Here is a 24,309-nt window from a genome sequence, read left to right as displayed (position 1 = left end):
GCAGGGGGCGATATGAAGTCAAGTAAACTAAAGTCATCCGTGATGAATGCCTTGTACCTCTCAGGGATGATCGGATTTGCTGCACTTCCTGCTTTAGTACAAGCGGCGGAGAATACACCAGCGGTAAAAGCGCTGTTAGATCAGGCCGCCTATTGGCATGAGAAAGCGCATAACGATCTGGCTGAAAATGCATTGCAGAAGATCTTGATGGTCGACCCTAACAATGTCGATGCGCTCTATTTGATGTCACTTTACGCCTCAGAGAAAGGGGATAAAGAACAAGCACTCGAGTGGCGTAAAAAATTGACCGCCGCCTCCCCGCAAGATCCACGTTTGCAGTCACTGGATAATGCCAAAGTCATGCAGTCCATTTCACCAAGCCAATTGGCGGCGGCACGTCAGTTCGCCAGTCAGGGCAATATTCCCAAGGCGCTTGAGAGCTATCAGAATTTATTTAACGGTAATAAGCCGCTGGATAATTTGGCCGTAGAATATTATTTAACGATGGCGGGTGATGCCGCCACATTGCCAACGGCTATCGCGGAATTACAGCAGCGGGTGGCACAACTCCCTAATGATACTGCTGCCCGCGTGGCACTGGGTAAGGCACTGACTTACCAACAAACCACACGCCGCGATGGTATTGCCATACTCAATAGTATGGCAGCAAATAATCGTGAGGCTGATGCCGCTCTCCGGCAGACGCTGCTCTGGATAACACCACAGCCCGCCGATGAGGGGCTGTATCAGGCTTATCAACAGCGCCATCCTGATGATCAGGTTGTGGCTGATTATTATAACAAAAATATTGGTGGAGCCGCTAAAGGCCAAGGTTACAGCCAGCTCAATAGCGGCGATTTAGTCAGTGCAAAAAGTCAATTTGAGTCAGTACTGGCGATCAACCCTAATGATGGTGATGCATTAGCCGGCTTAGGGTTTATTGCTTTACGCAGCGGTGATTTTGCCAATGCTGAAAATTATCTGAATCAGGCGGCGAAACAAGGTGGCGCAAACAGCGCACAATTGGCCGCCCAAGCACAGGATGCGCATTTCTATGGCGAGCTGGATAAAGCCAAGAAAGCCCTCGCCAGCGGGAATATTGATAGCGCGTTGGCCTTGAGCGCCCCACTGGCGCAAGCCACCGGTGATAAAGGCACGGCAGTGGCGCTATTCCGGGCCGATCTGTTGCGGCGTAAAGGCGATTTAAGCGCCACCGAGCAAGCATATCGCAACCTACTGGCGCAACAGCCGCAAAATAACGATGCCAAGCTGGGTCTCTATTATGTGTTGCAGCAACAAAAACAGGGGGCTGAAGCGCAGCAAGTTCTGCAAACAGTGCCGAGCAACCTCAGACCTGCCGCCGCGCCAGCCGGGATTAATGTGGAACCTATCCGCCGTGAAGCGGCATTGGCCTTGCAGCGCAATGATCCACAAGCCGCATTAAACTTGCTGCAACAAGCGCTGGCGAAACAGCCCGCCAATATCTGGGTGCGTCTGGATATGGCCAGAATCCTGCAACAACAGGGCAATGCGGCTCAAGCGCAAAGTCTGATGGCAGAAGCTTCAGCGCCGGGTGCGCCAGCAGATAATGTGTTTGCGGCGGCCCTGTTTGCGGCCGAAAATAAGGATTGGGCCACCAGCAATGCCCTATTGAATCAGATCCCTCCGGCTCGCCAAACTAAAGAGATTAGAGCGCTAAGTGAGCGCGTCGAATTTAATCAAAAAATGGCCAGCGCAGAAGCCTATCTGGCGAATGGCGACTCGGCGAGTGCTGCCGTCATTTTGCGCGGGCTGGCACAAAATCCGCCATCGGCCCCCTCTGATGTCGGCAATCTGGCTAAAGATTTGATGACCGCTGGTGACAGCAGCACGGCGGTGAGTTTAGTGCGTAAAAATATCAGTAGCGGCATTCATGGCAAAGCGGGCGATTACGCGGCACAGATTGGTGTGCTGACGCAATCTGGCCTGACACAAGAAGCGGAAGCTTTGCTGAGTAACCCCGCGATTCAGAGCAGCAGTTCGCCGATTGAAATCAGTCGGTTACGCATGGGAAGTGCCATCAATCAGGCCGATGAGTTACGGGAACAGGGCCAATATGCGGCAGCCTATGACAAGTTGATTGTGGCGCTGCAAAGTGATCCGCAAAATATTGACCTAATGCTGGCGATGGGCCGACTTTATCAATCCGGCAAAATGAATGATGAAGCGGGCAAAGTGTATGCCTACTTATTAAAACGTGATCCGGCGAATGAAGGCGCGCGGGTGGGCGCAGTTAACGTGGCACTGGCAAAAGGTGATGTCCAGAGCGCCCGGCAACTCATGTTGGGGATGCGTGGGCCGAGAACGCCAGAGCGCTTATTACTGGCAGCCAGAGTTGCGGAGGCCGAGGGGGATCACGAGCAAGCGCTGGCCTTATTGCGCTCAGCCAAAGGGAAGATGATTGGGCTGGAGGGCGCGGACAGTGTCAGTGGAGCCAATATTGCTGGCTTACAGTTAACCGACAATCCCTTTATTAATCAAACCACTCGCACCCAAGCGCGTACCGGTTCCATCTATGGCGCGGTGTTGCCGTGGCAAAATGCCACGGGCAATGTGGTGGCGGGCGGGGTTAATAATCTCGCCGCCACCGCCAACGTGGCGCAAAACAGCACGCTGAAACAAGTCGATCAGATGATGGACAGCTTGCAGGATAAAACCGCCAGTTGGGCACAGGGCAATATCAGTATTCGCAGCCGTGATGGGGAGTCTGGCCTAAGTCAATTGACCGAAGCAAAAGCGCCGCTGACCTTCGCTGGCGTGCCCTTTGATACCTCGCGCCTGAGCTTTACCGTCACCCCCACCTCACTGAATGCCGGTTCCACCTCGGGCACTGGTAGCAACCGCTTTGGTACTGGGGCATTGCAGCAGGGGTTGGAAGTCAAAAACGCCAGTGAGGCATCGGCACTTGCGGCGGCGGCATCGGGCAAAGTGTTGGCAGACGCTACAGCGGCCTTGATACCGCTTCAAACTGCAAGAGAAGCCGCTTGTAGATCTCCGGCAGTAGCACAGGATTGTCTTGATGCTACCAATAATGAAAATGCTGGCATTCTTGCAAGACAATTGGCTGAGAGCAATAGAACCACCGCCCAAACCTTTAACCCCAATGATTTCACCGCTGACTCTCCGGGTTCCCAACAGGAATCGGGCGTCGAATTGGCATTAGCTCTGGCGGGCGAAGATTATAAAGCCGATATCGGCACCACCCCATTAGGGCAAGATATGAGCTCCCTGATTGGTGGCGTGCAGTGGGCACCTAAACTGGGGCAATTTGCTAAGTTAGCCATGACCGCCGAGCGCCGCCCAGTAACCGACAGCTTGCTCTCCTATGTGGGTTCCACAGATAGAATCAGCGGTAAACAGTGGGGGGCGGTGACCAAAAATGGCGGTGGCTTAAACCTCAGCTATGATGATGGCGATGCGGGCCTTTATGCGGGCGTCAATTATTACAACTATTTGGGTGATAATGTTCCGAGCAACGGTTCTATTACCTCCTCGGTCGGCGCTTATATTCGCCCTTATCGCTATGACGATCGCGAATTAAAAACCGGCGTCAACATCAGCTATATGAATTTCTCCAAAAATCTCAGCTACTTCAGCTTTGGGCAAGGGGGTTACTTCAGCCCACAAGATTATGTCAGCGTCTCCTTCCCGGTGGAATATAGCCAGCATTATGGCAACTGGAATTATAAATTGGGCGGGGCCGTGGGTTATCAGTCCTATTCTCAGGATGAGAGTAAGTACTTCCCGAATAATCCAGAACTACAAGCACAGCTTGAGCAATATGTCCGCGACGGTTATAGCACCGAATCCCATTATGCGGCGCAAAGTAAAAATGGTATCGGCTATAACTTTAAAGCGGATGGCAGCTATAACTTACAGAAAAATATGCAGATCGGCGGTCAAGTTGGCTACGATACTTTTGGTGACTACTCCGAAACCACTGCCTTAGTCTATTTCAGATACTTGTTGGATGGGAAATAATCATGCAAGAGAATAACTATCTTTCAGAACAACAGGATTATTACCGCCAACGCCAGCATCAATCAGGGTGGCAAAATGTGGTACAAGTCCTATTCTTAGGCATTCAGGCCAATGCTGAAGATGCTGATGCCCGCGCTTTTCTTCACAGCATGGGAGCTAAATTGGCACAACAGCAGCCATTGCCTCTCAGCCACACCGTGGGGGAGCTGGAAGATAACATTAATCAGTTATGGGCCAGCTATCACTGGGGATTTGTGCGCCTTGATGCCAATGAACAAGAGATAAGATTAACCCACTGTGCTTGGCCCGACACGGATAATGCCGGTGAACAAAAACAGTGGAAAATTGCCTTCGCCACCTTTTTAGCCGGGATTTATGGCGAGTGGTTGAGTCAGCAAGGGGGGCACCCTGAAGTGAATGCCCAGTGGCGAGAGAGTGACATCGAAGGCCCACTGGTCTTCCGTTACAAGAGCGGTATTTAAGGAAAATCATGCTAATCAAGAAAACAACGCGTTTTGTTTTTACCGCCTGTGTCTTATTTGGCCTACTATTTTCGGCCGCTGTACAGGCACAGGACCCCGGTTGGGAGCAATTCAAAAGTCGTTTTCTTAAGCCCGACGGGCGTATTGTCGATAGCGGCAATCACGATATTAGCCATACCGAGGGGCAAGGTTTTGGTATGCTGTTGGCCGTATTGAATGATGATAAACCGACATTTGATTCATTACTGAATTGGACAAATAAAACTCTCTACAATAAGGATACCGAGTTATTCTCATGGCGATATGAGCCAAATGCCAAAGTCAAAGTCGCGGACAAAAATAACGCGACGGATGGCGATGTCCTTATTGCTTGGGCGCTCTTGTTGGCTGGGGATAAATGGCAGAATAGCGACTACATCACGCAATCTAATAAAATTCAGAGCGCGGTGATTAAGCATACGGTGATTAACTTTGCTGGTTATCATATTATGTTGCCGGGGGCGAGCAGCTTTAATCACACCAGTTATGTCGTCGTAAACCCCTCTTATTATATATTCCCGGCATGGCAAGCATTCTACCAATATAGCCATTTAAAAATATGGCAAGATCTGAACAGTGACGCGATAAAACAATTATCCACGATGAAATTGGGGAAAGTGAATCTCCCAACCGATTGGGTGGCAATACAGTCTGACGGCAGCTTTACCCCCGCCAATGGCTGGCCTGCCCGCTTTAGTTTCGATGCGGTGCGTATTCCGCTCTATCTCAGTTGGGGGGCAAATAATAAAAATGCCCTGACACCGTTCACTCGCTATTGGCAAGGATTCGCACGGCTGGAAACGCCCGCTTGGGTGAATGTCGTGACCGGAGCCACCGCCGAGTACTCCCTGCCGCCGGGTATGCTCGCGGTACGTGACCTGACCTTGGGCAATCTGAGCCAATTGACCACCACTTTACTGCCGGAAGAGGACTATTACTCCTCCTGCTTGCGCCTACTCTCTTGGTGGGCTGCCAAACAGCCGTAAGCGGTGAAAAAGCAATCAGCCGACACTCTGCTATCTATTCAGTTATGATTTAACCCACGATGGAAGGAGTATGCCGATGACCCGTCTCACCGCGAAAGATTTCCCCCCTGAACTGCTTGAACTCTATGACTATTATGCCCACGGCAGGATGACCAAGCGGCAGTTCCTTGAGCTGGCGACAAAGTATACCGTCGGCGGCCTGACCGCTGTGGCGCTGCTCGGCCAACTCAGCCCAAACTATGCGCTGGCTCAGCAAGTGGAATTCACTGATCCCGATATCATCGCCACCTATATCACCTACCCCTCACCCAATGGTCACGGCGAAGTGCGCGGCTATTTGGTGCGCCCCGCCAAGTCAACTGGCCCGCTGCCTGCGGTGGTGGTGGTTCACGAAAATCGAGGGCTAAATCCCTATATTGAGGATGTGGCTCGCCGCGTGGCGAAAGCGGGATTTATCGCGCTGGCTCCCGATGGTCTTAGCTCTGTGGGCGGCTATCCCGGTAATGATGATAAAGGGCGTGAATTACAAGCGCAGGTAGACCCAACCAAGCTGATGAATGACTTCTTCGCCGCAATAGAATTTCTGACCACCCATGAAAGCACCACCGGCAAGGTCGGCATCACCGGCTTTTGCTATGGTGGCGGGGTGGCAAATGCGGCGGCGGTCGCCTACCCCGAACTGGCCGCTGCCGTGCCCTTTTATGGCCGACAACCGAAACCGGAAGATGTCCCCCGCATCAAAGCCCCACTGTTACTGCACTATGCCGAGCTAGATACCAATATTAATGCGGGCTGGCCCGCTTATGAGGCCGCACTGAAGGCCGCAGGCACACGCTACGAAGCCTATATCTACCCCGGCGTAAACCACGGATTTCATAACGATTCGACCCCGCGCTATGACAAGGCCGCCGCCGATCTGGCTTGGGAACGCACCATCGCGTGGTTCCAACGCTACCTCTCCTGAGTCACGGGCAGGGCTGATATCGCTCGCACGGTGTTAGCCTTTTGCTCCATTTCACTCTATTTGAACACTTTTTGCCCTTCTTTTCTGACTTAGATCAATATATCTAACCTTAGCTATTGATTGAATGATTATGATTATCATTTAATTTCGTATCTATCGCTTAACAGGTTAATTATGAATATTGATCTCGTTCCCTATCATGCACAACCGGGGCTGCTGCCTTTCCCCAAGCGCTGGGCGACCATGCCGTGGCGCGACAGCCGACCGCTTCCTGCGGAGTCGCTCCAAGATAGCTGGCAATCACTGCTACAAAAGGCGCTTCCCCGCAATAAACGTTTGCTCTACTTACACATTCCCTTCTGCGCCACCCACTGTACCTTCTGCGGCTTCTACCAAAACCCGCTGCAACCCGAAAGTACAGCGCGCTATACCGATTATCTGCTGCGCGAACTGAGCATGGAGGCCCACAGCCCGCTACTGCAAGGGGGGCCGATTCATGCCATCTACTTCGGTGGGGGAACACCCAGCGCGCTCTCCGCACAACAGTTGCACCGCATTATCGGCGAGTTACGCCAAACCTTACCACTGGCACCGGATTGTGAGATTACCGTTGAAGGGCGCATTTTTAATTTTGATGATGAGCGGATCGATGCCTGCTTAGAAGCGGGGGCGAATCGTTTCTCCATCGGTATCCAAACGTTTAACACCCGCATTCGTCAGCGCATGGGGCGCAAGGCGGATCGCGATCAGGCGATCCGCTTTCTGACGGATCTGGCCGCCCGTGATCGTGCGGCGGTGGTCTGTGATCTGATGTTCGGCTTACCCCATCAAACCCCTGAAACCTGGCAGGAAGATTTGGCTATCGTGCGCCAGTTACCACTGGATGGTGTTGATCTCTATGCCCTTAATCTGTTGCCGACCACACCGCTGGCAAAATCGGTGGAAAATAACCGGATAGCGTTGCCGACACTGGCGCAGCAGTGCGACTTTTACTGTAGCGGTGCCGATAGCCTTGCGCAGGCGGGCTGGCATCAACTGAGCAACAGTCACTGGGCGCGCACCACCCGTGAACGCAATTTGTACAATCTGCTGATCAAGCAAGGGGCCGATTGCCTTGCGCTGGGTAGCGGAGCGGGCGGCTCCTTGCAGGGGCACGCCTATATGCAGCATCGCAGTCTGGATAACTACTATCAATTAATCGATAGCGGACAAAAACCGCTGATGATGATGACGCAAGCCAGCGGCGAGCATCCGTGGTGGGCCAAATTACAGAGTGGCATTGAAGTGGGCCGTTTGGATCTGAGCGAGCTGATTGCCAATCCCTACCCCCTAATGCCCCTAGTGGCGCAATGGCACCAACACAACCTGCTGAAAGATAATACCTTCTGTCTGCGACTGACCGACAGCGGCCGTTTTTGGGCCAGCAATATGATGCAGGCGCTGCAACAGCTTATCCCTTCACTTATCACTACGGAAAATCACTCATGAGCAAATCATCACTGCCACTCGCGGAATTCCTTGCCACACAACCTGATGGCACGCTGGAGCAAATTGCGCAGGATTATCAGGTTAGCCCACTAGAGGTGGTACGCGCCTTGCCGCAGCGGGTATTAGTCGATGCCGATCAATTTGACCGCATCTGGGACAGCATGACCGAGTGGGGCGATGTCACCACCTTAGTGCATACCGCCGATATTATTTTGGAGCACAAAGGCCCGCTGCCGAGTGGTTTTCATCGTCACGGCTATTTTAATCTGCGCGAAAAACAGGGCCTCAGTGGGCATCTACGAGCGCAAAACTGTCAAGCGATCGCCCTGCTGGAGCGCCCATTTATGGGGATGGAAACCGCATCGGTCCAGTTTTTCAATCAGCAAGGTGAGGTGATGCTGAAAGTGTATGTCGGCCGTGATGAGCATCGCCAACTGCGCGCTGACGGTCTTGCCGCATTCCATCAATTGGCCCAACAGCTCGCCACTGAAACCGCCGAGGAGACACCATAAAGCCCTCCACGAGCAAAGCTATCTGTCTGCAAACCGAGGCCCACGGGTTGGTCACGCGGGTGGATGTCGCGCAGCACTTAGGCCAGATGATCGAGGATGCGGCGACATATCACCCAATTTATGCTCTGGTCGAGCCGGGATTAGCTCGCTAATTAAAAATCAATTAACAATAAATATTTCTTGATGTAACATCCTTCTATGATTGATAATAATTATCATATTGATACTGATTATCATTACCTAGCTGATTATATGGACAAACAGTTGAATAAAGCGCCAGTGTTGCACGACGAGCCTGCTGTCCAGTATCCGACGGCAAGCAAGCCCCTGTCTGTCACCAGCGAACAACTACTGGGAGAGCACGGTGTGGCCTTTATCGTCCATCAGGGCGAAAGCTACCAACTGCGCCAGACCAAAGCAGGAAAATTGATACTCACAAAATAATATACATCCCCTATATCCGACATCCGTGCCGCGAGAGCACCGAAGATGAAGGGTGTAATGCAAGCCACCCAGATTGTTAAATCAAGGCAGCCAGCATCTATCTATTTGTTTTTGCATATCAACATTTGCATAAAAAATACGGAGAATTGCCGACATGCCTCGTTCCACTTCCGACCGTTTCCGCTGGTCCCCTCTCAGTTTAGCAATCGCTTGCACTTTGCCTTTCGCTGCACAAGCCGCTGATACCCCAACCGCTCAAACGGCGGAGACCACCACAGCGCAAACCACTGCCGCGAAAACCAGCAGTAAAAAGCACAGCACCGACACCATGGTGGTGACGGCGACCGGTAATGAGCGCAGCAGTTTTGAAGCGCCGATGATGGTCACGGTGGTTGAAGCCAACACGCCAACCAGCGAAACCGCCACCAGCGCCGCCGATATGCTGCGCAACATCCCGGGGCTGACGGTGACGGGCAGCGGGCGGGTCAATGGTCAGGATGTGACACTGCGCGGCTACGGCAAAAACGGCGTACTGACGCTAGTCGATGGCGTTCGCCAAGGGACAGATACCGGCCACCTGAACTCTACTTTCCTTGATCCGGCGCTGGTGAAACGCGTTGAAGTGGTGCGTGGCCCCTCCGCGCTGCTGTACGGCAGTGGTGCCTTGGGTGGGGTTATCGCCTATGAAACTGTCGATGCTGCCGATCTGTTGTTACCGGGCCAAAACAGCGGTTATCGGGTTTACAGCTCGGCCGCCACCGGCGATCACAGCTTTGGTCTGGGTGCCAGTGCCTATGGCCGCACTGATGATGTCGATGGCATTCTCTCCTTTGGGACGCGTGATATCGGCAATATCCGTCAGAGCGACGGTTTTAATGCGCCCAATGATGAAACCATCAGCAATGTGATGGCAAAAGGCACTTGGCGCATTGACCAAATTCAATCGTTGAGCGCCAATCTGCGCTATTACAACAACAGCGCGCTGGAGCCAAAGAACCCGCAAACCAGCGCGGCATCCAGCAGCAATGTCATGACCGATCGAACGACGATTCAGCGCGATGTCCAACTCAAGTACAACCTCAAACCACTGGATCAAGAGTGGTTGAATGCCACGGCGCAAGTTTACTACTCCGAAGTGGAGATCAATGCACGGCCACAAGGCACCGCAGAAGAGGGGCGCGAGCAGACCACCAAAGGTGGGAAGTTGGAAAACCGCACCCGCCTGTTCACCGACAGCTTTGCCTCACACTTGCTGACTTACGGCACCGAAGCCTATAAACAGGAGCAGACGCCGGGCGGCGCGACCGAGAGTTTCCCGCAAGCGGATATCCGTTTCGGCTCTGGCTGGCTGCAAGATGAGATCACCCTGCGCGACCTGCCGGTTTCTATTTTGGCCGGGACTCGCTATGACAACTACAAGGGTAGCAGCGAAGGCTACGCCGATGTTGATGCCGATAAATGGTCATCACGCGGTGCCGTCAGCGTGACGCCAACCGACTGGCTGATGCTGTTTGGTTCCTATGCGCAGGCGTTCCGCGCCCCGACCATGGGCGAGATGTACAACGACTCAAAACACTTCTCAATGAATATCGCCGGTAACACCTTGACCAACAACTGGGTGCCGAATCCCAATCTGAAACCAGAAACCAACGAAACCCAAGAGTACGGTTTTGGCTTGCGTTTTAGTGACTTGATGATGGAAGAGGATGAACTGCAATTCAAAACCAGTTACTTCGATACTAAAGCCAAAAACTACATCACAACTGGCGTCACCATGGACTTTGGCTTCGGGCCGGGGGGTCTGTATTGCAAAACCTGCTCTACCTACTCAACGAATATCGATCGCGCAAAAATCTGGGGCTGGGATGCCACTTTAAGCTACCAGACTCAATGGTTTAACTTAGGTCTGGCCTATAACCGTACCCGTGGTAAGAACGAAAATACCAACGAATGGCTCGATACCATCAACCCAGATACGGTCACCAGTACCCTCGACGTCCCTGTGGCGAATAGCGGCTTTGCTGTGGGTTGGATTGGGACATTTGCCGATCGCTCTAGCCGTGTTTCCAGCTCTGGTTCACCGCAAGCCGGTTATGGCGTCAATGATTTCTATGTCAGCTATAAAGGCCAAGAGCAGTTGAAAGGCGTCACCACCACCGTGATGTTGGGTAACGCCTTCGATAAAGAGTATTACGCGCCACAAGGTGTGCCACAGGATGGCCGCAATGCAAAACTTTTCGTGAGCTATCAGTGGTAACTCATTGGGATAAAAAATAGTCTTAAAAATAACCCAGCACACCCATAAATAGCACTGCTGGGTTATGCTTTAACGCAGCCACCTGCATATAAAAAATCAATAGAATGAGGAAGTTATAATGAGCCAATCAATATATGAGCAATACTTACAAGCCAAAGCAGATAATCCGGGCAAGTACGCACGCGATTTAGCCACGTTAATGGGTATTTCCGAAGCGGAACTGACACACAGCCGCGTCGGACAAGACGCCAAGCGCTTACAGGCCGATGCCCGCACCCTGCTGGCCGCATTGGAAGCCGTCGGTGAAGTAAAAGCCATCACCCGCAACACCTATGCGGTGCATGAGCAAATGGGCCGTTACGAGAATCAACATCTGAATGGTCATGCGGGTTTAATCCTCAACCCACGCGATTTGGATTTGCGTCTGTTCCTCAATCAGTGGGCCAGTGTATTCACCCTAACCGAAGAGACCCGTCACGGTGTCCGTCACAGCATTCAGTTCTTCGACCACCAAGGCGATGCGCTGCACAAAGTGTATGTCACTGAACAGACTGACATGCCAGCATGGGAAGCGCTGCTGGCGAAGTTCGTCAGTGCTGAAAACCCCGCCTTGCAGTTAGAACCCCTGAGTGCACCTGAAGTGACCGAACCGACCGCCGATGATGCCACCATAGATGCCGAATGGCGCGCCATGACTGATGTGCACCAGTTCTTCCAGTTGCTCAAGCGCAATAACCTGACCCGCCAACAAGCCTTCCGCGCCGTAGGCGATGATCTGGCTTACCGCGTTGACAACAGCTCACTGACCCAACTGCTCAACATTGCCCAGCAGGACCAAAATGAAATCATGATTTTCGTCGGCAACCGTGGCTGCGTACAAATCTTCACCGGTTTGATTGAGAAAGTCACCCCGCATCAAGAGTGGATTAACGTATTCAACAAGCGGTTCACACTGCACCTGATTGAAAGCGCCATTGCTGAAAGCTGGATCACGCGCAAGCCAACTAAAGACGGTTTTGTCACCAGTCTGGAACTTTTTGCTGAAGATGGCACTCAACTGGCCCAACTTTACGGCCAGCGCACTGAAGGGCAACCAGAACAAAATCAATGGCGTGAGCAGATTGCTCGCCTGATCAATAAGGATATCGCCGCATGAGACTAAGGCTACTGTCACTCCCTTTCATTCTGTCGCTGAGCGCCTGTATTCTGCCGCTAAATACGTTAGCGGCAAATACGTCGGCCGCAGAACGTATTGTCACCATTGGTGGTGATGTAACAGAAATCGCCTATGCACTCGGTGCCGGTGGTGAGATTGTGGCCCGTGACAGTACCAGTCTGCAACCACAGGCAGTGCAGAAGCTGCCTGATGTGGGTTACATGCGAATGCTCAATGCCGAAGGCATTCTGGCGATGAAGCCCACCCTGCTGCTGGTCAGCGAGCTGGCGCAGCCCTCACTGGTGCTGAAACAGGTGGCTGACAGCGGTGTGAATGTGGTCACCATTCCGGGACAAACAACGCCAGAGAGTGTGGCGGCGAAAATTAGCGCGGTCGCCACGGCGCTGCATCAGCCAGAGCAAGGGCAAAAACTGATTAAGGACTATCAGCAACGTTTAGCCGCCGTGAGCAGCACGCCACTGCCGGTTAAAGTGCTGTTTGTCATGAGCCACGGCGGCCTAACCCCGATGGCCGCAGGGCAAAATACCGCAGCCGATGCCATGATCCGTGCTGCCGGTGGCAGCAATGCGATGCAGGGCTTCAGTCGCTATCGTCCGCTCTCTCAGGAGGGCGTGATCGCCAGCGCCCCCGACTTACTGCTGATCACCAGTGATGGTGTGAGGGCATTGGGTGGCAGTGAGGGGATCTGGAAATTACCCGGCATGGCACTGACGCCAGCCGGTAAGCACAAACGTTTGTTGGTCGTTGATGACATGGCGTTACTGGGCTTTGGTCTGGAAACACCGCAAGTGCTGGCGCAACTACGCAAAGGCATGGAACAAGCACAATGAATTGTCGTGTCCATCCGCGTCTGATGCTAAGCATCTTGCTGATGATCCTGATTGTCTTAGCGCTCGGTTCGGCCAATATGGGGGCATTGACCCTCTCATTTCGCACCTTGTGGCACGCGTCATTAGATGATGCCATGTGGCATATCTGGCTCAATATCCGCCTGCCCCGCGTGCTGTTAGCGGTGGTGGTGGGCTGTGCGCTGGCCGTCTCTGGCGCTATCATGCAGGGGCTATTTCGTAACCCGCTGGCCGATCCCGGTCTGCTGGGTATCAGCAGTGGTGCTGCCCTGTGTGTCGGGCTGATCATCATCATGCCGTTCAGCTTGCCACCGCTACTGGCGCTTTACAGTCACATGGTCGGAGCCTTTATCGGCAGTCTGGCCATTTCTGCCATTATCTTCACCCTCAGCCGCTGGGGGCATGGCAATTTATCCCGCCTGCTGCTGGCGGGGATCGCCATCAATGCCTTGTGCGGTGCCGCTGTCGGTGTGTTGACCTATATCAGCGATGACCAACAGCTACGCCAGTTCTCGCTCTGGAGTATGGGCAGTTTGGGTCAGGCGCAGTGGTCAACACTGATGGTCGCTGCATCACTAATCCTGCCCGCTTGCGTGCTGGGTTTAATGCAGGCACGGCAGTTGAATCTGTTACAGCTTGGGGATGAAGAAGCGCACTACCTTGGGGTTAATGTGCGGCAAGCCAAACTGCGTTTGCTGCTCCTCAGCGCGATTCTGATCGGTGCGGCGGTGGCTGTCAGTGGGGTTATCGGTTTTATCGGGCTAGTGGTGCCGCATCTGATCCGTATGCGTATCGGAGCGGATCACCGCTGGTTGCTGCCCGGAGCCGCATTAGGTGGAGCTTGCCTATTACTGACGGCGGATACCTTGGCGCGAACTCTGGTCGCCCCCGCTGAAATGCCCGTCGGCTTGATTACCAGCCTGCTGGGTGGCCCCTATTTTCTATGGCTGATTTTACGTCAGCGGGAGCAACGCAGTGGTTGATATCACTCGCGCTAACAATATGACAACCACACCCACCGCATTATTGGAGGCGCACAACCTCTCCTACCATGTGCAAGGGCAGCGGCTGATTAATGACGTCTCGCTGCAAATTGCCAGTGGTGAAATGGTGGCGATTATCGGGCCGAATGGCGCGGGGAAATCCACCCTATTGCGGTTGTTAACTGGCTATCTTGCCCCCTCTGGCGGCGAGTGTCAGTTGCTCGGCAAGAACCTAAATTACTGGCCGCCACAAGCATTGGCCCGCACCCGTGCGGTGATGCGCCAATACAGTGATCTGGCGTTCCCCTTTAGTGTGAGCGAAGTGATACAGATGGGCCGCGCACCTTATGGCAAGGCGCAAAATCATCAGGCGCTGCAAGAGGTGATGGCGCAAACCGACTGTCTGTCACTGACTCAACGCGACTACCGCGCGCTGTCGGGCGGGGAGCAACAACGGGTGCAATTGGCCCGAGTGCTAGCACAGTTGTGGCAACCGGAACCCGCCCCCCGCTGGCTATTTCTGGATGAACCCACATCCGCACTGGATCTCTATCATCAGCAACACACCCTGCGCTTGCTACGCCAACTGACAAATCAAGAGCCGCTGGCGGTCTGTTGTGTGCTCCACGATCTAAATCTGGCGGCGTTATATGCTGATCGCATTCTATTGCTGGCGCAGGGGGAGTTGGTGGCCTGTGGCACACCAGAGGAAGTGCTCAACGCTGAGACGCTGACCCGCTGGTATCAGGCAGATTTAGGGATCTCGCGCCATCCAGAAACGGCCCTGCCGCAGATCTATTTGCGCCAATAACAGAGTGGTTTTCTGCATCAAACTAAAATCAGCCTAGGGTTGGTTCAGAGTGATGACAAAGTCAAATGAAGGGGAATCGTGCCGTTGGGGTCGTAGTGGCGTGAGCCACCGGAGCACCCCTAGGGGCGGTAAACCCTTCACTCACTGAGCTATCAGCCGCTTTGTCATTAGCCTCACCAGCCTATACCTGCTTTGGTTCGTTCTCTGCCAATAATTCATAAATCGCCTTACCCACCTTTTGCAGCGCCCGCTCAATTTCTGTGGTCATCGGCTTGCTGAAACTGAGCCGCAGACAGTTGCGGTATTTCCCCGACGCGGAGCTAATAGACCCCGCAGCAACCTGCACTCCCAGCGGTAATAAGACACGATTAAGGCGCAAGCTATCAAATCCGTGCGACAACTCGACCCATAACATAAAGCTACCCTCTGGTCGGCTAAGGCAAGTGCTCGGCGGGAAATACTTCATCACCCAACTGGTCATAATGTCGCGGTTTCGCTGATATTGTCGACGCATTCGGCGCAAATGCTGCATGTAATGCCCTTGCTTGATAAACTCCGCCATCGCCAATTGCGGCAACGTCGCTACCCGTCCGGCCGAAATATATTTCATATGCAGCGCTTTCTCTAAATAGCGCCCCGGTGCAATCCAGCCAATGCGCAAGCCGGGGGCCACCGTCTTAGAGAAGGAGCTGCACAGTAACACCCGCCCATCATCATCAAATGAGGCGATCGTCGGTGGACGCGGATATTGATAAGCCAGCGCACCATACACATCGTCTTCAATAATGGCGATGTCATAACGCTGCGCTAAGGTCAGCAGGGCTTTTTTGCGTTCATCGGGCATGTTGTAACCCAGCGGATTATTGCAGGTCGGCGTGAGCTGAACCGCCTTAATCGGCCATTGATCTAGCGCCATCTCCAACGCCTCCAAACTGATCCCCGAGACAGGATCGGTTGGGATCTCAATCACCTTCATGCCCATCCCTTTTAGGGTTTGCATCGCGCCGTGAAAACAGGGGGAGTCCACCGCCACAATATCGCCCGGCTGACACACTGACCCCAATGCCACCGCCAGCGCACCATGACACCCCGAGGTGATAATGATGTTCTCTGCCGATTGATGATTGCCGCTGTCCAGCATCAGCCGAGCAATCTGCTCACGCAAAATCGGCGAGCCGTAAATATTGTCGTAATCCAGCACCTCCTCGCTCTGATGGAGGCTAATGCGGCTTAATAGGCGGCTGAGTATTTTTAGCCCCGGCGCGGAGATGTCCGGCGAACCCACCCCCAGATGAATCACATTCTCCTGATCGCCTCGGGTCAAAAACGCCAGTGTATTTTCCCACTGAGATATCTCGACAGGCCGCTGCGCATGGCTGCATATCGCGGGTAACGAAGGCAGGTTGGAGCTACAACGCACGAAGTAACCTGATTTTGCCCGCGCCTCGATCAGCAGACACTCCTCCAGTTGCCGATAAGCCTGTTGCACCGTGCTGATGCTGACCCCATGCTCGTCACTCAACACTCTGACGGAAGGGAGCCGCTCCCCTGCGATATACAGCCCTTCTTTAATCCGTTGGCTCAGAATGTCGGCCAGTTGTTGGTAACGTGTCATGGAGATCACCTAATCAATGATTGAGAGCCAGTACAGATGGCATCAATTTACGCCATTCAGATGATATATCTCATATCTGTATGGAAATAATAGTCCAGATTTGCATCTGTAATGTTTTTTGCCAAAGTCTCATGCTAGTGGCTCACCAACTGACGGGGAGTCAATAATGAATAATATAATTAAAGATCAAATAGATGAATGCTGCTCGTCCGTTGTGAGAGCCAGCCAAAAACGCCGTAATATTTTTATTCGGTTATCACTGAAAGCATACAGATATCTAAATCAATGGAATGAGCAGCGCAAAACGGCCAATACTATGGCACGGTTGAATTCAAACCAACTCAGAGATATCGGCTTAACACGGGAAGATATCAAGCGGGATTACAGCCGCCCGTTTTGGCGCTGAGATGAGATGACGGGAATAAAGCTCAATGGGCGGGCTTCGGCGCAATACCCTGCCGAAGCCCGCCATTTTTTTATCAGAAATCGTAACCCACGGTCGCCAGCACTGAGCGCTCTGCCCCCCAGTAGCAATAAGAGGTGTTGTAACACGCGGCGATATATTTCTTATCGGCGATATTATTCACATTCAATTGAACAAATGCGCCTTTCAGCGAGGCCGCCCAAGTCCCAAGATCCGCCCGAACGGAGGCATCACCCAAGGTATAAGAGGGCACACGCAAGGTATTGGCATCATCTGCCCACTGCTTGCCAATGTAGCGAATACCGGCACCGATATTGATGCCATATCCGGCATCATACTGCGCCCACAGTGATGCCATGGTTGACGGTGCTAATACTGGCGTATTGCCATCATTACCATCAATGGCATCTTTGAATTTGACGCGGTTATAGGTATAGCCCGCGATCACACTTAAACGGTCGTTAATCTGGCTTCTGGCTTCCAACTCCAGCCCTTGTGAATTCACTTTACCGGCGGGCACATAATAGGTGGCGGGCACTGCGCGATTCGCCACATCATTTTGTGTCAGGTCATATAACGCGGCGGAGTAGAGTGAGGTGCTGCCCGGCGGCTGGTACTTGATACCCACTTCATACTGCTCGCTGGTCATCGGCTTCAGCAGTTTTTGCTGTGCATCTGGGAACAAACTTGGCGTGATGGCCTGACTGTAACTGACATAGGGCGAGATGCCGCTATCAAAGCTATAGAGCAAAGCGGCGCGCCCGCTGGCGTGATTGTCGGTGCGCTCATCACTGCTGTTGGCCGTTTTATCAATATTCTCTGTTTTCATCCGGTCATAACGACCAGATAAATTCAGGTGCCAATTATCCAGCGTCATCTCATCTTGCAAATACACCCCACTCTGTTCATAGCGGCGGTTTAAGTAGGCGGTATTGATGCCGGGGTGGTCAGCAGATAGTCGCGATAGAGTGTGCTGCCGCCAGAAACCCCAGTGTAAGGGTTCAGTGTGGTGGCATAGGCACTGTCGCTACGCAGGTTATTGCTGAACTTCTGGAAGTCAAAGCCCAGCATCACCTTATGGTCAACAGCGGCGGTGGCAAAATCGGCTTCCAGTTGGTTATCAACGGCAAAGGCATTGAGTGAGGAGTCCTCGCCGGAGTAGTAGCGATTCATCAGTGTGCGGTCGCTATTCCAGCCGCCTTGATAAACCTGCTCCAACTGGGTGTTTGAATGGGTGTAGCTGGCGTTCTGGCGGAATGACCAGACATCATCAAATTTATGTGAGAACTCCGAGCTATAGATCTGCTGCCAGCGCTTGAAGACATTGCGGTCACTTTCGCCATCAAAGAAGCCACGGCTCAGCTTCTGCCCATAGATGCTGCCATCCGCCGGAACTGAGCTGTGGGAGCCTCCTGAGGGATCTTTTTGCAAGTTAGCCCGCAGCAACAATGAGGTATTTTCATTCGGTTGCCACAACAGTGACGGCGCGATCGCATAGCGCTCTTCGCGCTGATGGTCATACATGGTGTCACTGTGGCGGCTAATCCCGGTGAGGCGGAATGCCCAGTGTTCAGATATCGCGTCGGTATAATCAAAGGCCGCCGATTGAGTATTGTTATTGCCGCCAGTGAGGCGGAAGTGGCCTTCAGAGGTAAATTGCGGGCGCTTGGATGTCATCATCACCACGCCGCCGGGGATACTCTGGCCATACAACGCCGACGAGGGGCCTTTGATCACATCAATACGCTCAAGGAACCAAGGGTCCACCTGCAAGACATTATAGCTGCCGCCATCGCTGAGTAAGCGCAGGCCATCAAGGAAGGTATTGTTGACATCACCGCCGTGAAAACCGCGCAGGGCAATGGTGTCATAGCGGTTCGCGCCCCCAGAGAAGTTAGTAAAAACGCCCGGCGTATAATTCAGCGCTTGGTTAACTGTGGCGACATTTTGGTCGTCCATCTGCTGGCGAGTAATCACAGAAACTGCCTGCGCCGTCAGAATGAGTGGCTGGTCAGTTTTAGTGGCCCCTTTGGTGGTTTTGGCGGTGTAACCCAAGGTGGGTAAATCGGCTTCGTGGCCCGCTTTGGCGGTCACTTCTATCGTATCGTCGGCAAATGACGCCAATGGAATAAATATCGCCAATGAACACAAAACAGCAGAACGCTTTTTGATGAAAGCCGAGAGCATCGTTATCTTCCCCAGAGAATTAAGTCTATAAAATGATTAGCCTCCGTTGCTATTTCCGCATCACAGATAGGGTTGCTGGTACGCCACCTATCGTGGGGTCCTTGATTGCAGCGGACAATCTATTAAATACAACAGATAATTACAATGATAATCATTCTCTTTATCATTTGATTTATGAATGTAATTATCTGAGTAAGATTATTCAGGAATAGGTTGCATGTGCCACAATGGCCGCCAGATAGGCGATCCCCTGCGCCTACATACAATTATTGGGATAATCGTGGCACTCACTTTCGGGTTAATCGGTTTTATGAAAAAGATGGGCTATGTGGTTTCGCGTCAATATTCTCCACTGCTTTGCCTGCTGCTGGCGCTGGTTTTTACCTCCACAGCCGGGGTAGCCTTTGCGGCAACCGCCGCAGATTCTGCCACTGAAAACAGTGAAGAACCCGCCAAACCGGCGGTGTCGGTACAGCTCATTAGCCTGCAAAAACAGCTTGATAAGCTGAAGCAGAGCATCTCGGTGAGTGCCTCCGACAATCAGCTCAGTGTGTTGAATGAAACCGCATTAGCACTGGTTCGTGATGCCGATATTCTGCTCGCCGATCTGAAACCCAAGCGGGAACAACTGCAAGCGCAGCTAGATGTGTTAGGCCCACCGCCAGCGGCTGGCGCATTAGCCGAAACCCCAGTGGTGGCCCAGCAGCGGCGGGCACTCAATACCCGAAAAGTCCAGTTGGAGGGGCAAAATGAGCAGGCTCTGGCGATTAAAACCAATGCGGATAACCTGACCACACAGATTACCTCGTTACGGCGCACTGCACTGAAATCGCAAATTGCCTTAAATTCCGGCAGCATTCTGGGGGCCAATTTCTGGGCGCCGATTGTCAATCCGAATAACGATGACGACCAACGATTAAAAGATTTTATGCAAGAACTGGGCGATGCCTGGAGTGCCGCTTGGGAGCCAGAATGGCGTTTCGGCACCTCAATGTACCTGCTGCTGACACTGTTGCTCGGCGCATTCGGCTTTAGGTTCCTCGACATCCTGACCGCTTGGTTCTGTACCAAATGCCTGCCGCAAGGCCCATTGCGCCGCAGCTTTATGGCGTCGGCAACCACCCTATCAACCGTGCTGATTACTGTGACCATGGCACAGTGCCTCGCGCGGGCCTTTACTCGCACGCCGGATGCATCACAGGTGGTGATGGATTTCTCGTTGGCTTTTGTTCAGTTGATGTTCTTCTCGGCGTTAGTCGCGGGTCTGGGGCGGGCATTTTTATCTAACCAGCGCCCATCATGGCGTTTACCCGCCATTGCGGATGAAGTCGCCGTCTCGCTGAAGCTGTTCCCACCGTTATTAGCCGGTTGCATCCTGATTTTTGGCGCGATTGATCAGATGAATAACATGATCAATATCAGCGTCTCTGGAGCCATTTTTGGTAATGGCATCTCGGCCCTGTTAATGGCGCTTACCGCCGCGATTATTCCGTTACGGGCTAATCGGGTGCGCCGAAATCTGATCATCAATGGTGAAAAACCGGAAGCTTACTCCACAGTGGCGGGGCTGATTCATTTCGCCATCGGTATTACCGCCATCGCCATATTATTGTCACTGTTGGTCGGTTATATCGCGCTGGCAAAATTCTTAAGCTATAAACTGGTCTGGAGTTGTCTGGTACTGGCCTGCTTATATTTACTGATCCACTTGTTCGTTGATTCAGCGGAAAGTCTCTTCTCCCCCACCAGCAGCGCCGGTAAAGCCATTAAGCAATCGCTGAATATTGACGATCGCCATTTAGCACAAGCCGCGACGTTATTATCCGCCACCAGCAAAGTGCTCCTGATATTGCTGGCGATCATCGCCCTGCTCAACGGCACCTTTGGCTCTACCACCCCGATTTCATTGCTGCAAAAAGCCATGGAGCTACTCAGCGGCGAGGGGCTGGAAAAGTTAAATATCGTGCCCACCAATTTACTGAATGCCGCGATCTGCCTGCTGGTCGGGTTATATATCTTAAAAGCGGCGCGGCGCTGGCTCAATAATGAGTTTCTGCCGAAAACCCAGATGGATAACGGCATTAAAACCTCGGCGGTCACCCTATTCAGCAATATCGGTTATGTGCTGGTGATTCTGCTGACATTATCGGTGCTCGGTATCCAATGGAATAAGTTAGCTTGGATTGTCAGCGCGCTGTCGGTCGGTATCGGTTTTGGTTTGCAGGAGATCGTGAAGAACTTTATTTCTGGGATTATTTTGCTGACAGAGCGGCCGGTTAAAGTGGGCGATTTGATCAGTATCAGTGGGGTGGAGGGGGATATTCGCCGCATCAATGTTCGCGCCACTGAAATCCAACTCAGTGACCGCTCAACCGTGATCGTGCCGAACTCCCAATTGATTTCGCAGAATGTGCGCAATGCCACCATGGCCAATGCCCAAGGGGTGGTCACTATCGCGCTGACCTTCCCGCTCGATTTAGATGTTGAACTGGCGCGGACACTGCTGATCGAAGCCTACGAAGAGCACGAGTCTATACTCGCAACACCAGCACCTTCGGTGAAATTTAGCCAGTTAAGCCCGGACGGTATTGTGCTCAGTGTGACCGGATTAGTGCCCAGCCCACGGATGGTGAGCGACACCAAAAGCGCCTTATTATTCAGTATACTAACGCGGCTGCGGGCGGCTGGCGTCTCACTGGCGGTGGCGAGCAACAGAAGCGCACCGACGGCGAATTAACGGCCAGATCAATGTTGAGTGACGACCAAGACAAAACAGCCCTCCGTGGCTGTTTTGTCTCGCGCCCCCCCTTAATCAATGAGCATTAAGAGAGGGCTTGTTCCATTGGGCAGACCGCTTCAAGGTAATCCAGCACATCTTGTACCCGATACCACGCCATCCAAATCGTGTCTTCCAGCGGCTGTTGGCTCTGTTTCTCCACGGAGGAGACCAGCTCCAGCATCTCGAGAGAATCAAGATGCAGATCGATAATCAGGCGTGATTGCATATCAATATTTTGTGCCTGAAACGCATAAGTGCGGATCTGCGCTAACTCACTCAGTAGCCAGCTATGGTGTGGGTTTTCTACGGTCATAGATCAGGTCTCTTAATTTGCTTTGCTGTTTAGTGACTCATTGAGTCGATATTCGGTTGTCATTTTCTTGGGTATAAAATTGATTGGAGTGCGATTCTGAGCGCTATTCAGCCCCATAAATTGAGTGCCAGCCGAGTTCACGGACTTAGCTGTTGTTGCACCCTGCTCTTCACGACTTTTTAGAGCCTCCGCAAGTTGCCCATTGGTATCACTGTTTGCGTAACTTGTTGACTGGCTAGAACCCGAAATTGCGCCATTGGTCAAGGCAACTCTGGGAACCTCTCTGTATGACGGAAGCGCGCCCTTCGTCCCGACTAAATTCCCCTGAGCATTGAGCGAATAAGTGGCTTTCTTAGCCTGAGTCATCGCGGGGGCTTCAGCTTGTATGGCGGCAGGAGTTGGTGTTGAAGCGCCATCAATGTCATCCTCACTCGTCAGCGTCTTTTGAGCCATAGACTGAGTCATCAATGGAGCCATCGGCTTAGCTTGCATTTTATCTGGCTGCGCCGATCCCTCTATCTTAGTGTCGGCAAGGGGAGCCATTTTAGATTGATCTACCACCCTGTTCGTATCACTGTTTCGGTAACTCGTTGATTGGCTGGAACCCGAAATTGCACCATTGGTCAAGGCAACGGGGGCAGCATCACTGTATTTCGGAAGACCCCCCCCTGCGCACCAAAGAAGGTTCCCTGTGCATTGAGCGAAGAAGTGGTTTTCTTAAGCACAATATTCGGGGAAGCTTCAGGTTGCGGGGCCGCAGGAGGTCGTGTTGAAGTAGCATCAATGTCATCCCCACTCGTCAGCGTCTTTTGAACCATCGGCGCAGCCATCAATGGAGCCGTCGGTTTAAGCTGGATTTTCTCTGATTGCAGCGGTTCGACTACCTCAGCGTAAGTCGGGGGATCCATCTCACGTGGAGCCTCCGGCGTCTGAGTGCCCACCTCGGTGCTCTCCACATGGCGAACTGACCCCACACTCGTATCTCCAGGCAACAACCGATTCTCCAGTGAAATAACCCGTTCTAGCACATCTGCTATTTTGTTAAGAGCAGGGGCTAATTTACCCAAATTATTGTTAAAAACAGGTGAAAAAACAGGCGAAATAACAGACGAAATCGCAGGTGACTGAATACCGTGATTCGGCGTGGCGGTCATTAGGTTGTTCGTGCCATTAAGGTCACGATAAAGAGCCTCTGTTATCTTCTCGGGATTCCCTTTTATTACCTCAAGCTGCTCTGGAGTAACAACACCAGACAACTTATCAATGACATCCGAATAAACAAATTCATTAAGATAACCAGTACTCAGTTGCTCTAAATTACTCTGTTTATCTGCGCTCTTATTGTCTAACCCCAATTCTTTTAAAAGGGCTTTATTAAACTGCTTCAGTTTCTGCTCTGCTTTTTTTTGCTTATTAGCGGAACCTGAATCCTCCGACAACTTAGCCATATCTTTGTAGAAGCTCTTCGCTTCAGTGGTCACGGAATCTCTCTTATCCACAGGCAACATGCTAAATAGTGCCAGAGCCGCTTTAGTGCCATGCAGAATATTTGAGGCTCTAATGCAGCTCTCATTGCCCTGATTCATCACCTTGCTAAAGTCAGGCAAATCACAAACCGATGATTTTCCCTGACTCAGATGATCGTGGAGTTGCCGAATATGCTTCTCTCCGTCAACCACCGGCAAGGGTTTGCCACCAGCAGAATTTTGGGAGAAACAGTAGCCGTTTCCTTCGCTTATCGACTCCGCCTGACGAAGGGGGCTATTTTCCGAGGAAGGGGAAATTCCAATGATCCCGCCAGCCAATGAAGATCCCCCATGACTGGAGGATAAAGATGTTCTAGGCGCGGGTACCGGGCGAGTCGAACTTGATGTACTAATCATACTCATGGCTATCACCTTATTTTAAACAGCCAAAAAATGTGTAATACAGTGCATGGCGCTATTTTTAAAAAGCACCCTGCACTCTGTGGTATTACCG

General features: G+C 52.4%; 18 protein-coding genes and 1 pseudogene. 14 read left to right on the top strand and 5 right to left on the bottom strand.

The annotated features are described in order from the left end of the window. The first annotated feature begins 12 nt into the window (after window positions 1-12). The 12 genes from HRD69_RS07460 to HRD69_RS07405 all read left to right on the top strand — a co-directional run bounded on the left by HRD69_RS07460 (window position 13) and on the right by HRD69_RS07405 (window position 15,011). A complete protein-coding gene (locus tag HRD69_RS07460) occupies window positions 13-4,020 on the top strand; it encodes a cellulose biosynthesis protein BcsC (RefSeq protein WP_032813290.1) in 4,008 nt (1,335 codons plus the stop codon). 2 nt (window positions 4,021-4,022) lie between these two features. Beyond that, the gene (gene bcsD / locus HRD69_RS07455; RefSeq protein ID WP_004873983.1) at window positions 4,023-4,502 is read left to right on the top strand and encodes a cellulose biosynthesis protein BcsD; all 480 of its coding nucleotides are present in this window, start codon (window positions 4,023-4,025) and stop codon (window positions 4,500-4,502) included. An 8-nt stretch (window positions 4,503-4,510) separates the two neighbouring features. After that, complete coding sequence (locus tag HRD69_RS07450; RefSeq protein WP_004873984.1) at window positions 4,511-5,527, top strand: family 8 glycosyl hydrolase; 1,017 nt, start codon at window positions 4,511-4,513, stop codon at window positions 5,525-5,527. Between the two features lie 76 nt (window positions 5,528-5,603). Further along, the gene (gene yghX / locus HRD69_RS07445) at window positions 5,604-6,491 is read left to right on the top strand and encodes a YghX family hydrolase (protein WP_032813291.1); all 888 of its coding nucleotides are present in this window, start codon (window positions 5,604-5,606) and stop codon (window positions 6,489-6,491) included. A gap of 174 nt (window positions 6,492-6,665) precedes the next feature. Continuing rightward, entirely contained in the window at window positions 6,666-7,979 is a 1,314-nt protein-coding gene (gene hutW / locus HRD69_RS07440; protein ID WP_004873986.1) for a heme anaerobic degradation radical SAM methyltransferase ChuW/HutW, read from the top strand. After that, window positions 7,976-8,491 (top strand): heme utilization cystosolic carrier protein HutX, encoded by a 516-nt coding sequence (gene hutX / locus HRD69_RS07435; protein WP_032813292.1) that lies wholly within the window; start codon window positions 7,976-7,978, stop codon window positions 8,489-8,491. Before hutW ends, hutX begins: the two co-directional genes overlap by 4 nt. Before the next feature lie 198 nt (window positions 8,492-8,689). Further along, window positions 8,690-8,935, top strand: coding sequence for a hemin uptake protein HemP (gene hemP / locus HRD69_RS07430; protein WP_004873988.1), 246 nt, complete (start codon window positions 8,690-8,692; stop codon window positions 8,933-8,935). Between the two features lie 154 nt (window positions 8,936-9,089). Further along, window positions 9,090-11,192 carry a TonB-dependent hemoglobin/transferrin/lactoferrin family receptor gene (locus HRD69_RS07425; RefSeq protein ID WP_032813294.1) on the top strand — a complete coding sequence of 701 codons (2,103 nt, stop codon included), beginning with the start codon at window positions 9,090-9,092 and terminating at the stop codon, window positions 11,190-11,192. Window positions 11,193-11,310: 118 nt separating this feature from the next. Next, entirely contained in the window at window positions 11,311-12,348 is a 1,038-nt protein-coding gene (locus HRD69_RS07420; RefSeq protein WP_004873990.1) for a hemin-degrading factor, read from the top strand. After that, window positions 12,345-13,199 (top strand): heme/hemin ABC transporter substrate-binding protein, encoded by an 855-nt coding sequence (locus HRD69_RS07415; RefSeq protein ID WP_032813295.1) that lies wholly within the window; start codon window positions 12,345-12,347, stop codon window positions 13,197-13,199. The genes HRD69_RS07420 and HRD69_RS07415 overlap by 4 nt, the downstream gene beginning before the upstream one ends. Beyond that, window positions 13,196-14,200: a FecCD family ABC transporter permease gene (locus tag HRD69_RS07410; RefSeq protein WP_032813297.1), complete on the top strand. Its 1,005-nt coding sequence runs from the start codon at window positions 13,196-13,198 to the stop codon at window positions 14,198-14,200. The genes HRD69_RS07415 and HRD69_RS07410 overlap by 4 nt, the downstream gene beginning before the upstream one ends. A 19-nt stretch (window positions 14,201-14,219) precedes the next feature. Then, a complete protein-coding gene (locus tag HRD69_RS07405) occupies window positions 14,220-15,011 on the top strand; it encodes a heme ABC transporter ATP-binding protein (RefSeq protein WP_004873993.1) in 792 nt (263 codons plus the stop codon). A gap of 181 nt (window positions 15,012-15,192) precedes the next feature. Here HRD69_RS07405 and HRD69_RS07400 read toward each other — a convergent pair whose 3' ends face one another. After that, window positions 15,193-16,626, bottom strand: coding sequence for an aminotransferase-like domain-containing protein (locus tag HRD69_RS07400; RefSeq protein ID WP_004873994.1), 1,434 nt, complete (start codon window positions 16,624-16,626; stop codon window positions 15,193-15,195). Between the two features lie 166 nt (window positions 16,627-16,792). On the opposite strand from HRD69_RS07400, the gene HRD69_RS07395 reads away from it, so the two are divergent. Continuing rightward, entirely contained in the window at window positions 16,793-17,032 is a 240-nt protein-coding gene (locus tag HRD69_RS07395) for a DUF1127 domain-containing protein (protein ID WP_032813299.1), read from the top strand. Between the two features lie 73 nt (window positions 17,033-17,105). On the opposite strand, the pseudogene HRD69_RS07390 reads toward HRD69_RS07395, so the two are convergent. Continuing rightward, window positions 17,106-19,237, bottom strand: a pseudogene (locus HRD69_RS07390) (TonB-dependent siderophore receptor). A gap of 280 nt (window positions 19,238-19,517) precedes the next feature. Here HRD69_RS07390 and HRD69_RS07385 point away from each other — a divergent pair. Beyond that, entirely contained in the window at window positions 19,518-21,974 is a 2,457-nt protein-coding gene (locus tag HRD69_RS07385; protein WP_004873998.1) for a DUF3772 domain-containing protein, read from the top strand. An 85-nt stretch (window positions 21,975-22,059) separates the two neighbouring features. On the opposite strand, the gene HRD69_RS07380 is transcribed toward HRD69_RS07385, so the two are convergent. From HRD69_RS07380 to HRD69_RS07370, 3 genes are all read right to left on the bottom strand, one after another. Continuing rightward, window positions 22,060-22,329, bottom strand: coding sequence for an acyl carrier protein (locus HRD69_RS07380; RefSeq protein WP_004873999.1), 270 nt, complete (start codon window positions 22,327-22,329; stop codon window positions 22,060-22,062). A gap of 12 nt (window positions 22,330-22,341) precedes the next feature. Next, complete coding sequence (locus HRD69_RS07375; RefSeq protein WP_152412073.1) at window positions 22,342-22,890, bottom strand: hypothetical protein; 549 nt, start codon at window positions 22,888-22,890, stop codon at window positions 22,342-22,344. A 62-nt stretch (window positions 22,891-22,952) separates the two neighbouring features. Then, complete coding sequence (locus tag HRD69_RS07370) at window positions 22,953-24,218, bottom strand: hypothetical protein (RefSeq protein ID WP_152412074.1); 1,266 nt, start codon at window positions 24,216-24,218, stop codon at window positions 22,953-22,955. Window positions 24,219-24,309 lie beyond the last annotated feature (91 nt).

Origin of the sequence: Yersinia mollaretii ATCC 43969 (assembly GCF_013282725.1) — a bacterium.
Classification (GTDB): domain Bacteria; phylum Pseudomonadota; class Gammaproteobacteria; order Enterobacterales; family Enterobacteriaceae; genus Yersinia; species Yersinia mollaretii.
Note: the sequence above shows the minus strand (reverse complement) of the source record. Positions and strands in the feature narration are given on the sequence as shown.